This is a genomic window from Streptomyces showdoensis, assembly GCF_039535475.1.
In the GTDB taxonomy this organism is placed as follows: domain Bacteria; phylum Actinomycetota; class Actinomycetes; order Streptomycetales; family Streptomycetaceae; genus Streptomyces; species Streptomyces showdoensis.
The window spans coordinates 45,855-58,078 of sequence record NZ_BAAAXG010000024.1 but is presented as its reverse complement, the minus strand read 5'-3'; the positions used below and the strand labels follow the sequence as shown (position 1 = coordinate 58,078).

12 protein-coding genes and 2 pseudogenes are annotated in these 12,224 nt (G+C 74.3%); 8 read left to right on the top strand and 6 right to left on the bottom strand.

Annotated elements, in window-relative coordinates; translation table 11 throughout:
- The first annotated feature begins 94 nt into the window (after window positions 1-94).
- The 3 genes and pseudogenes from ABD981_RS12195 to ABD981_RS12190 all read left to right on the top strand — a co-directional run bounded on the left by ABD981_RS12195 (window position 95) and on the right by ABD981_RS12190 (window position 1,029).
- Entirely contained in the window at window positions 95-448 is a 354-nt protein-coding gene (locus tag ABD981_RS12195; RefSeq protein WP_046910397.1) for an STAS domain-containing protein, read from the top strand.
- A gap of 96 nt (window positions 449-544) precedes the next feature.
- A pseudogene (locus ABD981_RS38895) lies at window positions 545-637 on the top strand (IS5/IS1182 family transposase); the annotation flags it as partial.
- Complete coding sequence (locus ABD981_RS12190) at window positions 637-1,029, top strand: hypothetical protein (RefSeq protein ID WP_046910398.1); 393 nt, start codon at window positions 637-639, stop codon at window positions 1,027-1,029. The pseudogene ABD981_RS38895 and the gene ABD981_RS12190, both read left to right, overlap by 1 nt.
- A 283-nt stretch (window positions 1,030-1,312) precedes the next feature.
- Here ABD981_RS12190 and ABD981_RS12185 read toward each other — a convergent pair whose 3' ends face one another.
- Both ABD981_RS12185 and ABD981_RS12180 read right to left on the bottom strand, forming a co-directional pair.
- Window positions 1,313-2,290, bottom strand: a complete 978-nt coding sequence (locus ABD981_RS12185; protein WP_046910399.1) for an SDR family NAD(P)-dependent oxidoreductase — start codon at window positions 2,288-2,290, stop codon at window positions 1,313-1,315.
- Window positions 2,291-2,322: 32 nt separating this feature from the next.
- Complete coding sequence (locus ABD981_RS12180; RefSeq protein WP_046910400.1) at window positions 2,323-3,507, bottom strand: zinc-dependent alcohol dehydrogenase; 1,185 nt, start codon at window positions 3,505-3,507, stop codon at window positions 2,323-2,325.
- A 540-nt stretch (window positions 3,508-4,047) separates the two neighbouring features.
- Between ABD981_RS12180 and ABD981_RS12175 the strand changes: the two are divergent.
- The 3 genes and pseudogenes from ABD981_RS12175 to ABD981_RS12160 all read left to right on the top strand — a co-directional run bounded on the left by ABD981_RS12175 (window position 4,048) and on the right by ABD981_RS12160 (window position 5,718).
- Window positions 4,048-4,673, top strand: a pseudogene (locus ABD981_RS12175) (nucleotidyltransferase family protein).
- On the top strand, window positions 4,670-4,915 hold the full coding sequence (locus tag ABD981_RS12165; RefSeq protein ID WP_046910401.1) for a hypothetical protein: 246 nt from the start codon (window positions 4,670-4,672) through the stop codon (window positions 4,913-4,915). Before ABD981_RS12175 ends, ABD981_RS12165 begins: the two are co-directional and overlap by 4 nt.
- Complete coding sequence (locus ABD981_RS12160; protein WP_046910402.1) at window positions 4,912-5,718, top strand: metallophosphoesterase family protein; 807 nt, start codon at window positions 4,912-4,914, stop codon at window positions 5,716-5,718. Before ABD981_RS12165 ends, ABD981_RS12160 begins: the two co-directional genes overlap by 4 nt.
- A 38-nt stretch (window positions 5,719-5,756) precedes the next feature.
- Here the strand turns inward: ABD981_RS12160 and ABD981_RS12155 are convergent, their stop codons facing one another.
- Window positions 5,757-6,785 (bottom strand): DNA topoisomerase IB, encoded by a 1,029-nt coding sequence (locus ABD981_RS12155; protein WP_046910403.1) that lies wholly within the window; start codon window positions 6,783-6,785, stop codon window positions 5,757-5,759.
- Between the two features lie 2 nt (window positions 6,786-6,787).
- Window positions 6,788-6,979 carry a hypothetical protein gene (locus tag ABD981_RS12150; protein ID WP_123954947.1) on the bottom strand — a complete coding sequence of 64 codons (192 nt, stop codon included), beginning with the start codon at window positions 6,977-6,979 and terminating at the stop codon, window positions 6,788-6,790.
- A 205-nt stretch (window positions 6,980-7,184) separates the two neighbouring features.
- Here ABD981_RS12150 and ABD981_RS12145 point away from each other — a divergent pair, with 205 nt between their 5' ends.
- Window positions 7,185-8,075, top strand: coding sequence for a hypothetical protein (locus tag ABD981_RS12145; protein WP_131723918.1), 891 nt, complete (start codon window positions 7,185-7,187; stop codon window positions 8,073-8,075).
- A 198-nt stretch (window positions 8,076-8,273) separates the two neighbouring features.
- Here ABD981_RS12145 and ABD981_RS12140 read toward each other — a convergent pair whose 3' ends face one another.
- Window positions 8,274-10,391 carry a glycosyltransferase gene (locus ABD981_RS12140; RefSeq protein ID WP_123954940.1) on the bottom strand — a complete coding sequence of 706 codons (2,118 nt, stop codon included), beginning with the start codon at window positions 10,389-10,391 and terminating at the stop codon, window positions 8,274-8,276.
- Between the two features lie 208 nt (window positions 10,392-10,599).
- Between ABD981_RS12140 and ABD981_RS12135 the strand changes: the two genes are divergently transcribed.
- Complete coding sequence (locus ABD981_RS12135) at window positions 10,600-12,003, top strand: glycosyltransferase (RefSeq protein WP_046910405.1); 1,404 nt, start codon at window positions 10,600-10,602, stop codon at window positions 12,001-12,003.
- Here ABD981_RS12135 and ABD981_RS12130 read toward each other — a convergent pair.
- Entirely contained in the window at window positions 11,936-12,154 is a 219-nt protein-coding gene (locus ABD981_RS12130; protein WP_345529092.1) for a sigma factor-like helix-turn-helix DNA-binding protein, read from the bottom strand. The genes ABD981_RS12135 and ABD981_RS12130 overlap by 68 nt on opposite strands.
- Window positions 12,155-12,224 lie beyond the last annotated feature (70 nt).

Genomic DNA, 12,224 nt, shown 5'->3' with positions numbered 1-12,224 from the left:
GCGGTGGGCCTCCCACCGCGCTCCGTGACCGGGCACGCGGGCGCATGCGCGGGCCGGCCCGGGGCAGGGGCCAGGTACGGAGAAGGTGTGCACCATGGATACCCCCACGAAGGCCACGGAACCCCGGACCGGGACCGGCTCCCCCGCCCGCCCCATCGTCCGCGTCGACATCCACGGAGACATGGACATCCATCACGTGCCGCGCTGGCGCGCGGCCCTCGACGAGGCCCTCGCCGGGGCGCCGGAATCGGCGGAGGTGGTCGTCGACTTGAGGAACTCCTCCTTCTGCGACTCCTCCGGGCTCAACGTGCTGCTGGCCGCGGCCGAGAAGGCGCGGCGCACCGGCCGCATCCTGCGGCTCGCGGTGCCCAGCCACCAGATGCTCCGCCTGCTGGACATCACCGGAGCGACCAACCTGCTCCCCGTCGGCCCCGCCCTGCCCGACTGACCGGGCGCCGCGCGTTCGCTTTCGGCGGGCCGGGTGAAGCCCCTCGTGCAGGGCGTGCCGGGCCACCACGAAGCCCGGCCCCGCCGAACTCATCCGGCCGCCCTTGCCCCCACGCTGGCCGAAGCAGTACGAGCCGCGTCGATGACGGTGTACCTCATCCTCGACGGGAGAACTCGTACGATCGCGCGGTGAGGACCTGGACGGAACACCCTGCCAAAGCGGATGCCGAAGCCGTCGTTCGCCGCTACTTCGACCTGCTCCGAGCCGGAAGAATCCATGAGGCCGGACAGCTCATCGACCACAGCCCGGTCCGTCATGTGCTCAAGTCGCTGTGGACCGGGTCCGTCGAAGCAAGCTCCGATGAGGACGAGGCGAGCGGAAGCCCTGCCGCCGACGAGTGGGAGCAGGATGTGTCCTGGCTCGGCGAACTCAATCTCGCGGACTTCCACTGGGGCGACACCGGCAGCCATTTCTATGTTGAGATCACCTACCGCGCACAGATAATCGAGGTGGCACTGAGCTTCTGGGTCAAGCCCGTCGACGCCGGCTGGGTCATCGCCGGACCGGGCACCCTCTGGTAGGACACCCGAAAGGGGCGGCCAGGGGTCTCGTGGGCTGCCTGGTCCAGGGCGTGAGTCTGTTGCAGGGCTGTGAGTTTTCGCCAGTGCGCGACCAGTACGCTCGCCGGAATGCCTGCGAGCGCCGCGAGGGCTGCTACGCCTGCGAGGTCCATGGCAGACATGATGCCCAGTCAGGCAGGGATCCGATGCTCCAGAGTGGTCTGAGGCAGCCGGAGCGCGGGCAGCAGGGTCGGACCGGGTGACGGGTACCGATCGAGGGGGGGGGCTCGGGTCCCCGTTTCGTTCAGGTTCCGGCGTGTGGTTCGCCGAATCGCTGTCCGGCGCGGTCCCCGAGGGTGGTGACCCAGGACGGCAGGGGCGTCGTACGGGCCGCTTCCGCCCCCGGCACGTCGCGATCGGGGACGCCGTCGGAGCTCGGGAGCAGCCGCGCGGCCAGGGTCAGCAGCCTGGTGGTGGTCGCGGGCGCCACGCCTTGGACGCGCGAGCCGATGCGTGCCGCCGCGGTGAGGACGAGCTCGGGGCGCCCGCGTTCGGCGGCGCGGACGATCGCGCGGGCGGCGCGTTCGGCGTCCATGGACAGCAGGGGAAGCGAGGCGGCGGCGGCGAACCACGCGTACTCGGAGGGAGCCTGGCCGTGGAATCGTGCCGCCGTGTGGGATCCGGTGCGCATCAGGCCCGGGACCACGGTGGTGACCGAGACCCCGTCGGCGGCCAGCTCCGCCCGAAGCCCCTGGGAGAGCCCGGTGGCGGCGAACTTCGCCGCCACGTAGGGAAGCAGGTGGGGCGCGGGGACACGGCCGCCGACCGAGGTGACGTTCACGACCGTCCCGCGCCGGGACGCCCGCAGGTCGGGCAGCGCGGCGGTGGTCAGTCGCAGGGGCGCGAACAACATGAGCTCCATGGCCTGGCGGAAGTCGCGCTCGCACAGGGCCTCGAACGGGCCGACCTGGATGATCCCGGCGTTGTTGACGAGGAGGTCCAGGGCGCCGAACCGCTCGTGCACGGCGGCCAGCACGCGTGCGGGGGCCTCCGGCGTGGTGAGGTCGCAGGCGACGGACGCCGCCTCGGCGCCGTCGGCGGTCAGGCGCCGCTCCGCCCGGCGCAGCTCGTCCGGGTCACGGGCGCAGAGCATCACCCGGCAGCCGCGGGCGGTGAGTTCGCGGGCGATGAGCCAGCCGAGACCGCGGGAGCCACCGGTGACCAGCGCGGTGCGGGGAACGGCACGGCCGGTCCGGGGCCGGTCGCGGAAGAACGGTGCCATGGCGGGGCCTCCACGTGTCACGGGCGGCGCGGTCAGGGACGGAAGAGGACCTTGACGGCGCCGTCCTGCTTCTTCTGGAACATCTCGTACGCCCGGGGCGCCTCGGCGAGCGGGAGGTGATGGGTGGCGAAGTCGTCGACGCCGAGCGGGTCGCCGTCCACGAGCAGCGGGAGGATGTCGGGCACCCAGCGGTGGACGTTGGCCTGGCCCATGCGCAGCTGGATCTGCTTGTCGAACATCGTGAGCAGCGGCAGGGGGTCGGTCTGCCCGCCGTACACGCCGGACAGGGAGATCGTGCCGCCACGGCGCACGATGTCGATGGCCAGGTGGAGCGCGTGCAGCCGGTCGACGCCGGCGCGCTGCATCAGGGCCGCGGTGAGTCGGCCGGGCAGGAGCGAGGTGGCCTTCTGCGCGAGTTCGGCGGCCGGGGAACCGTGGGCCTCCATGCCGACGGCGTCGATGACGGCGTGCGGGCCCCGGCCGTCGGTGAGCTCGCGGATCGTACCGGGCAGGTCCCCGTCGTGGTCGGTGAGGCTCAGCGCGGTGACGCCCCGTGCCCGCGCACGCTCCAGACGCTCGGGCACCAGGTCCACGCCGATCACCTGGCCGACGCCGAGGTGCAGGGCGATCCGGGCGGCCATGTCGCCGATCGGTCCGAGTCCGAGGACGACCAGGCTGCCGCCCTGGGGGACGTCGGCGTACCGGACGGCCTGCCACGCGGTGGGCAGGACGTCGGAGAGGAAGACGAAGCGGTCGTCCGGCGGCCCGTCGGGCACCTTGACGGGCAGGGTGTCGCCGAACGGGACCCGCATCAGCTCGGCCTGGCCGCCGGGGACCTGGCCGTAGAGCTTCGTGTAGCCGAACAGGGCCGCGCCGTTGCCGTAGGCGTGGACCTGGGTGGTCTCGCACTGGGAGTGCAGTCCCTCGCCGCAGGTGCGGCAGGTGCCGCACGAGACGTTGAACGGGACGACGACCCGGTCTCCGACAGCGATCCGGGTCACTTCCGGGCCGACGTCGCGCACCACGCCCATGGGCTCGTGCCCGAGGATGTCGCCTTCCTCCAGGAACGGTCCGAGGATTTCGTACAGGTGCAGGTCCGATCCGCACAGACCGCTGGACGTGATCTCGACGATGACGTCCGTCGGATCGGTGAGGACCGGATCGGGAACCGTCTCGACGCGCACGTCCCGTCTGCCGTGCCAGGTCAGGGCCTTCATCCGCGCCACCTCGCCAGGTCGTACTCGTGGGCCCGCGCACGGCTGCCGTGCCCGCGCCCTGGGGTCGTTCCCCTGGTGCGGCTGCCCGGTCGGCGGGGCCGGAAACGCCGTCCGCCGGCTGCTCTCGCCCCGGGGAGGCTCCGCGCCGGAGCCTGCGACGCGGGGCGCCGGGCCGGCCGTACGGGGCACGACACCGCCGGGTCGGTCCTCCACGACCACCCGCACGCTCTCCATCCAGCCCGGCTCGTACGAGGACATCGACCACACGGACGCGATCGCCAGTTCGGGCACAAGGCCCTCATCCGGCCCGCCCCGTACCTTCAGCCGTAGGAATGGCCCGATGGGGAGCAGCCCTTCCAGCTGACCATCGGCCGCGCCGGAATCGGGTTCGAACGCGCGTCGCAGCCCGCCGGGCACGGCTACGACCTGATCGCGTACTCCGCCGTCGAGGAGCCGGACGCGGCGGTTCGTCGGACGTCGGCGGGGTAGACGCCGGACCCCCGGCCCGCGAAGAGGGCGGGCGCTTCCGGAGGTGGAGCCATGCGTCTCACCGACAAGCGACGCGACGACCGCGGCGGCACGGAGTCGGGCCAGGTCCGTCTGCCGCCCGACCACACGCAGGCGATCCTGGAGGTGACGAAGGAGATCGGCGCCGCCCTGAAGACGTCGGGCCGGCCCTTCGCGCTCGTCGGCAGCGTCGCCGCGTACGCGCACGGCATCCCGGTCCGGCTCCAGCACGACACCGACTTCGCCCTGCTCAGAGCGGACGGCGAGACCGTCGTCGAGCTGCTGAGGGAGCGCGGCGTCCAGATCGTCGACCCGCCCGAGGACTGGCTGATCAAGGCGCGCGCCGGAGGGGAGCAGGTCGACCTCATCTTCGCGCTGCCGGCCGGCCCGTCAGCCCCGAACTGCTCGCCCGGGCCTGGACGCTCCCCGTCGACTCCGTCCACATGCCGGTGATCGCCCCGACGGACCTGATGGCGAGCCGTCTCGCCGCGCTCTCCGAGCACCACTGCGACTTCGGCGCCCTGCTGCCGGTCGCCCGGGGCCTGCGCGAACGCGTCGACTGGGACGAGGTCCGGAAGATCACGGACGGCCGACCGATGGCGGCGGCCTTCCTGTACCTGCTCGAACTGCTCGAAGTGATCCCGGGGAGCCGGTCATGACCGGGCACGAGCGGCGGATCACGAAGCTGCGCGAACGGCTCGCCGGTGACCGGCTGGCCGAGCTCGGCGTGAGCGTCGAGCAGCGAGGCGCCGTGGTCGTGATCACCGGGACCGTCTCCACCCCGCAGAGGCGGGACGAGGTCCTGCGGACGGCACGGCGGGAGCTCGCGGACCTCACGCTGGTCGAGGACCTCGTGGTGGCCTGCGCCGACGTGCCCGACCGATGGGAAGAACTGCCGTGACCGGCGGCAGCGCGCCGACGGGGCCGGCCCCGCCGGCCTCCGACGCCGTCGTCGTGGCGGCCGTGGGCGACATCCACCTCGGCACGGACAGCAGGGGCCTGCTGCGCCCCGCCTTCGCCGTGCTGCCCGACTGCGCCGACCTGCTGCTGCTCGCCGGCGACCTCACCCGGCACGGCACGGTGGAGGAGGCGGCCGTGGTGGCGGAGGAACTGCGGGGCTGCGGCGTGCCGGTCGTCGCCGTGCTCGGCAACCACGACTACCACTCCGGGCAGGAGGCCGAGGTCGGCCGCGTGCTGTGCGACGCCGGGGTCGTCGTCCTGGAGGGCCGGTCGACCGTGGTGTCCGCGGGTGGGCACCAGGTCGGCGTGGCGGGCACCAAGGGCTTCTGCGGGGGCTTCGCCGGCCGCAGCGCCGGAGAGTTCGGGGAGCCGGAGATGAAGGCGTTCGTCCGCGCCGCCCGGCAGAGCGCCGGCCGGCTGGCCGAGGCCCTCGCCTATCTGGCCGACCGCGCCTGCGACGTACGGATCGCCCTGACGCATTTCTCGCCCGTGCCCGACACCCTGGCCGGCGAGCCGCTGGAGATCTACCCGTTCCTGGGCACTTACCTGCTGGCCGAGGCGATCGACTCCGTCGGCGCCGACCTCGCCGTGCACGGCCACGCCCACCTGGGCACCGAGCACGGCCTGACCACCGGCGGGGTCCGCGTGCGCAACGTGGCCCAGCCGGTCATCCGCCACGCCTTCGCCCTCTACCGCCTCCCCGTCGGCCCTGCGCGCGCCACCGGCGCCCCGCCGTCGCCGTGAGCGGGCGGGGACGGCCCCGCGGAAGGCCCCCGGTGCTCTCATCCGGCCGGTGAGCGCAGGAGTCTCAGAACGGCTCGTTCGACCCGGCCGTGGGTGGCCGGGTGGCCGAAGACGCCCTCCTCGCCCAGCCCGTCAAGGGCGCCGGCGATGGTCTCTCCTTCCTCGTAGAGCTCGATGACGCGCGGATGGATGTAGGAGGCCCGGCACACCGCGGGGGTGTTTCCCAGGTAGCCGCTGACCTCCCGTACGGCGTGGGCCACGACCTTGCCCCTGCGGGCGGGGGCGGCGTCGGCTGTGCCCTCGGCGACGGCGAGGGCGACCGCCGCCAGCACGGTGGCGTACCAGGTCCTGAAGTCCTTGGCCGTCACGTCCTGTCCCGACCCGTCCCGCAGGTAGGCGTTGAGGTCCTCGGCGTGAAGCTCGTGCCAGGCCCCGTGCTCCCAGTACGCGAAGAGCCTCGGGCCGGGCTCCTTGCGCCGCAGCAGCGCCCGGATCACGGTGTACGCCGGCTCGTCCACGAGGGTGCGGGTGACCTCCTTGCCCGACTTCGCGGGGAACCTCAGCCGGATCTCGCCGCGGTGGCAGGTGGCGTGTTCCCGCAGCAGGGTCGTGAGGCCGAAGCTCCCGTTGTCACGGGCGTAGGTCTCCCCGCCGACGCGCAGGAAGCCCAGGTCGAGCAGGCGGGTCAGGCAGGCGAGCACGCGGCTGCGGGTCAGGCCGCGTCCGGCGAGATCGGCCGCCACGCGTCGCCGCAGGCGGGGCAGTGAGCGGGCGACCCGCTGGACGTGCTGGTGCTTCGCGGCGTCCTGCTGCCGGCGGAAGTGGGGGTGGTACAGATACTGGCGGCGTCCGGCGGCGTCCGTTCCCACCGCCTGGATGTGCCCGTTCGGCCACGGGCAGATCCAGACGTCCTGCCAGGCCGGCGGGATGACGAGAGCCCGTACCCGCTCCCGGTCCGTCGCGGACAGCGCTCGTCCGTCCTGGTCCAGGTAGCGGAACCCGCGGCCGTGGCGCACGCGACGCCAGCCCGGCGCCCGCACGTCGCTGGTCCGCAGCCGGAGCGCCACCGTCAGCTCGCGGCGGGATGGGCCCGGGTGCGCAGGACCCGGATCTGGCCCGCGCAGCCGTAGGGCAGGGGCGGGAAGCGGTGCCCGCGGACATCGGTGCTCTTGCTCCAGAGGTGTTCTGCGCCGCAGTCGCAGGCGTGGATACCGCTCTGGGTGACGATCTCACCTGGTCTGTGTCGTTCCACCTGTTTCATGCCGTGCGTGTACCCCCGCCCCGGCCGGCGCACCCGTCATTCACCCTTTTCGCGCCTTTCGAAAGCCCCGGTGCCGCGCGAAGGCGAAGGATCGTTCCGGAGTGGGTGAATTCTCGCCACATTCGTCGCCCAGGTGACGAAGCCTGTTCGGATGCAAGGTACACGCGTGATGCTAGCCTCCTCGCCAACCACAAGGGGGAAACACGTGAAGAAACTACTGAGTCTCGCGTCCGCGCTGGCGATGGTGACCGGAATCGCCATCACCGCGACGACGCCCGCCTCCGCCGCCACCGACAGGAGCGGCGAGGAACGGCTCACCATCCCGACCAGCAGCGCGTGCCGGGCGGGCCGCACCGTCATGCAGGGCATGGTCGCGGGGCCGGGCGGCCAGCTGTACATCGTCTTCACCAAGGCCGGCGGGGCGGAGCCGGTCCTCTCCCGGTGGCTGCGCGACGGCTCGACCTGGGACGGCACCAGCTGGACCTGTGCCGGAGCGCCGACCTCCATACCGGCGCTCGGCCACGGCAACGACCTCGCCTACCACCCCGACTACCAGGGCCAGGGCCCCGCCCTGATCGCGACCCAGGGCAGCCAGTCGGCGTTCCCCAGCGACGACGTGACGATCGTCCGCCTCAACGCGGCGGGAGCCATCGGCGCGAGCGAGGTCGTCCATCTGCCCATCGGCGACATCAGCGGCCTCTGCTACAGCGCGACGGCCGCGGGAGGGGCGGGCAGCTACGCCGCCCGCCGCGCGGGCAACCTGTGGACCCACCCCGGCGCCGGTTCGCTGACGAGCGGATGGAAGCTGGTGAAGACCGATCTCACGAGTCACGACAATCGTTCCGACCAGGGAATCGACTGCTCCGAGAATTACATCTGGAACACCAAGTCCATCAACGGCTCGACTCCCGAGACCGGCTGGAACTGGGTGTACCAGTACAACTGGTCCGGTGGTGACGTGGAGAGCGATATCGGTATTCCGGGGAGGAATCTGCTCGACGAGATCGAGGACATCACCCATATCGGGAGCGACTTCTTCATCGGTATCAACCGGAACGACGGGGCGGACGACTCCGTGAAGGTGTTCACCCCCTGACCCCCCTCCCCCGGGCGGCCGGCGAGGCGGTGCCGGGGGACGCCGTCGGGTCCGGGACGCCGCGGACGACGCGCCCGCGCTCCCCTCGCCCACGGGCGCCTGCCACCTCGCCGGGGAGGGCGCCGGGGGTTCCGGTTCGGCGACGCACACTCGCGTGGTCACGAAGGCACCAAGGGACGGCCGGGCCCCCGAGGCCGGTCAGTGCGTGGACGCCGGTACGGCCGGGGCGGCGGGCCCGCGGCTCGTGGCCGTGGGCGCGCCGGCCTCCGCGACCGCGGCGTAGTGCTCGGCCAGCGTCCCGGCCATGGCGGCGGACGAGAAGGTGGTGCGGACCAGTGCCTGGGCCCGGGCGGCCATCGCCGCGGCCGACCCGGCGTCGACGGCGAGCAGGCGGGCCAGTCCGTCGCCGAGCGTCTCCGCGCGGGAGGTGTCGATGAGGAGCCCGTTGTGTCCGTCGACGAGATAGTGCGGCACGCCGCCGCGCAGCGGGCCCGCGGCGAGCAGCCCCGCCTCCATCGCTTCGAGGAGCCCGAGGCCGAACTCCTCCTTGGCGCTCGCGCACACGTACCGCGCGGAGGACGACCGCGCCGGATCGGCCAGGCCGCGTTCGAGCATCCGGACCTCCGCGTTGGAGAGGGCGGGCAGCAGCACCAGGCGCCGTCGCGCCTCGGGGCAGGCCCGGAGCGCGTCCTCGACGCGTGCGCGCATCGCGCGTTCGACGGGGTCGCCGGCGTGCGCGCTGCCGCCGACGAGGACGAGGGCCGCCCGCCGGTGGCACCCGGAGCCGATCCAGGCACGGACCAGGAGGTCCTGCTGCTTGACCGGGTGGAGCCGTCCCACGCAGAGCAGCACCGCCGGAGTGCCGCCGCCGGCGGGCTCCGGGGTGGCCGCGACGGCCGCGTCGACCGTTCGCAGGAGTTCCGCGCGCCTCGCCTGCGCGCGAGGGGGCGGCAGGTAGGGCGGGATGCCCTCCGGGGGCGCGCTCGGCACGCCGGCGCCGTCGCGGCCCAGGAGCTGCGGGAAGTACCCGAGCAGCTCCGTCGCCCCGCCGTCGCGGCCCGCGATGCCCACCACGCGGTCGGCGCGCTCCACCAGCCGGTCCGCGACGAACACGCGGTGCAGGTCGTCCCGGAGGGCCGTGCCGTCGGGCGCGGGCTTGTCGTACCGCTCGGTCAGCTGCCGGTGCGGATCGGGGGTGGCCGTGAAGACGACCCTCGTGCCGGCCCTGCGGGCGCCCTCGGCAAGGGCGAGCGAGCCGTCGTCGGCGTAGCGGACGTGCAGGACGTCGACCGGCGTGGCCAGCGAGGAGAAGAGCTCGGCGGCCCACCAGGCCATGGCCTCCCGGTGCCGTCCGAACTCGTCGGGGCGGAGCTGGTTCGCGCTGTCCACCGGGATCCTGAGGACCCAGTGCCCCGGGGAGCGCCGCCGCAGCAGGACGGGGTCGGCCGCCAGCTCCGGCGTGCAGGCCGTGACGACGGTCAGCACCCGGGCGACGGGCCCGGTGCCCGCGAGGGCGTCCCCGAGGGAGCTGAGGAGGACTCCGAGGCCGCCGCTCATGCCCTCGCCCGGACGGTCGAGGCGCCCCAGCAGCATGGACTGGGCGACGACGATGCCCCGGCGCGGTCCGCCCCGCACCCGCTCGGCCGGGGGGTTCCGGCCGAGCAGGGTGAGGAGCGTCCGCTCGTACGCGTCCCCGGCCGTGCCGACGTCGGGTATGAGCGAACGCCCGCCCGTCGCGGCGAGCAGCCGCCACGCGGCGTGCCGCCTTTGGCGGCCGGGCGCGCTCGCGGCCTCGCGGAGCTCCGGCCGGGTGAGGGGGCGCAGCGTGGCCGCGGCGGCGAGGTCCAGCATCGCCGCGGCGGCCGGCTCCGGGGCGGCCCCGGCCCGGAGGCCGGCGCGCAGGGCGGCCTCCGCCCTCGTCGGGCCGGACCGGCGGACGACGTCCTGCCAGGCGTCGAAGACGGCGGCGCGGGCGTGCTCGCCGCCGTCCAGCAGCCGGACGCACTCGGACGGTGTCGGAACGCCTCCCGCGCGCACCAGCCGCCGCAGCCGCGCCAGCCGGAGGTCACGGGGCGTCGCGAAGCCCGCCGGGTCCGTCCCGGAGCCGCCTCCCCGGTACTCGGCGCGCACCAGTTCCGCGAGCAGGTGCGGGGTGCCCCGCCAGCCGGGGGCGTCGCCGGTCAGGGGCGCTCGCCAGTGCGCCGCGCGGACGGCCAGGAACGGCTCGGACGGTTCCCCCGCGGCCGTACGCGCGGCGCGCAGGGGGTGGTGACCCGCGGGCACGGCGCCTGTCCGGGCGGTGTGGGAACGGTTCATCGCTTCTCCTCGTCGACGACGGTCGGCGGGCTGTTCTTCGCCCGCGGTCCGCCCGCCGGATGCAGGAGCCGTGAGCGCGGGGGGCGACGGGTGCCGGGGAGGCGGGGGGCGACGGGGAAGCGGGGGACGCCGGGGAGACAGGGGGTGCCGGCCGGTCCCGTCCGGTGCCGGCGCATCCGACCGGCCCGGCGGGGGCGAAGCGCTCGGCATGGAGTCATCAACCGTCACCCTGGAGCGCGCACCGCGCGTGGTCGTCGTCAGTCCCCCCTTCGCCTCCCACGCGCAGCCGCTCTCGGTGCTGGCCGGGGGGCTCGCCCGCGAGGGGGCCGACGTGGTCTTCGCGTCCGGCCCGTCGTTCGAGGGGTTCGCGGCTCGCGCGGGGGTGGCGTTCGAGCCGCTGACCGTGACCCGGAACGCGAACACCGGGGTGGCGCGCGGCACCCGGCAGGCGCCCGGGGAGGCCGAGCGCCTGGAGGAGTTCCTGGACTCCACGCGGCGCGGGCCGGTGTCCGCCCTGCTCACGCAGGCCCGGCACCGCGGCCGGGACATGCTGTCCGATCCCGAGGGGACGCTGGCCGCGCTCCGCGCCCTGGACGCGCGGCTGCGCCCGGACTGGTACGTCGTCGACCAGTTGAGCTACCCCGTCACCCTCGCCCTGCACTGCCTGGGGCTGCGCTACGCGACGTTCTGCCCCGGCCATCCCACGTACGTGCCGTCCTCCGACGACGTGCCGTTCGGCGTGCCCTACGCGTGGCCGCGGGGGATCCGGCCCGGGGCGGAGCAGCTGGCGGAGCTGCACGCGGCGGCGGGGGCCGTGGAGACGGCGTTCACCCGGCGCTTCGCCGACGTGGCGCGCGTCCACGCCCCGGAGGCGCGGCCCACGGGCCGGGCCTTCGCCCTGGCCTCCCCGTACGCCGTGGCGTTCACCTACCCCGAGTTCCCGTGGCTGCCGAGCCACCCGGAGAACGGGCCGTCGGTGCTGTACGGCGGGCACTCCGTGCCCGCAGCGGAGCCGGAGCCGGGCCCGGAGTGGCAGGAGGTGGTGCGGCGGCTCAGGGCCGGGCACGACCGCCTGGTGCTGATCGCCCTCGGCACCTTCCTCTCCGCCCGCGACGACGTCCTGGCGCTCCTCGTGAAGGGGCTGCGCGCCCATGTCCCCGGAGCGGCCGCGGTGGTGGCGGCGGGCGACCGGGCGGCGGCCCTGTCCTCGCTCGCGGGGCCCGACGTGCACGTGGCAGCGACGGTGCCGCAGCGATGGCTGCTGGGGAAGGTGGACGCGATGGTCCACCACGGCGGGAACAACTCCTTCACGGAGTGTCTGGCCTCGGGCGTGCCCGCCCTCGTCCTGCCCTTCTCCAGCGACCAGTTCGCCATCGCCCACGACGCCGAGCGGGCCGGTGTCGCCCGGTGCGTCGACCCCTCCCGGCTGGACGAGCGCTCGGCCGGGCGGGCCCTGCGGCGGCTGCTCGACGCACCGTCCCCGGGTCTCGGCCGGTGGTCGCGGTGGGTCGGGCGCCGGGGTCCGGACTGGACGGCGCGCGGGCTCATCCGGGAGATGTCCGGGTCGGTGGGCGCGCGTTCCGCCGTGCCGTCGGTCCCCCGCGTTCGGTGACGTCGAGGGCGAGCGCGCGCAGTCCCCTCCTGGAGTGGCTCTTGACCGTGCCGAGCGGACGGCCGAGGCGGTGCGCGATCTCCGGCTGGGTGAGCCCCAGGTAGTAGGCGAGGAAGAGGATCTCGCGGCGGTCGGCCGGAAGTGCGGCCAGGTGGGGGGCGAGGCTCAGGCGCTCGACGGCGCGCGCGGAGGCGTCCGGGCTCTCCGGGGCGGGGCCGCGC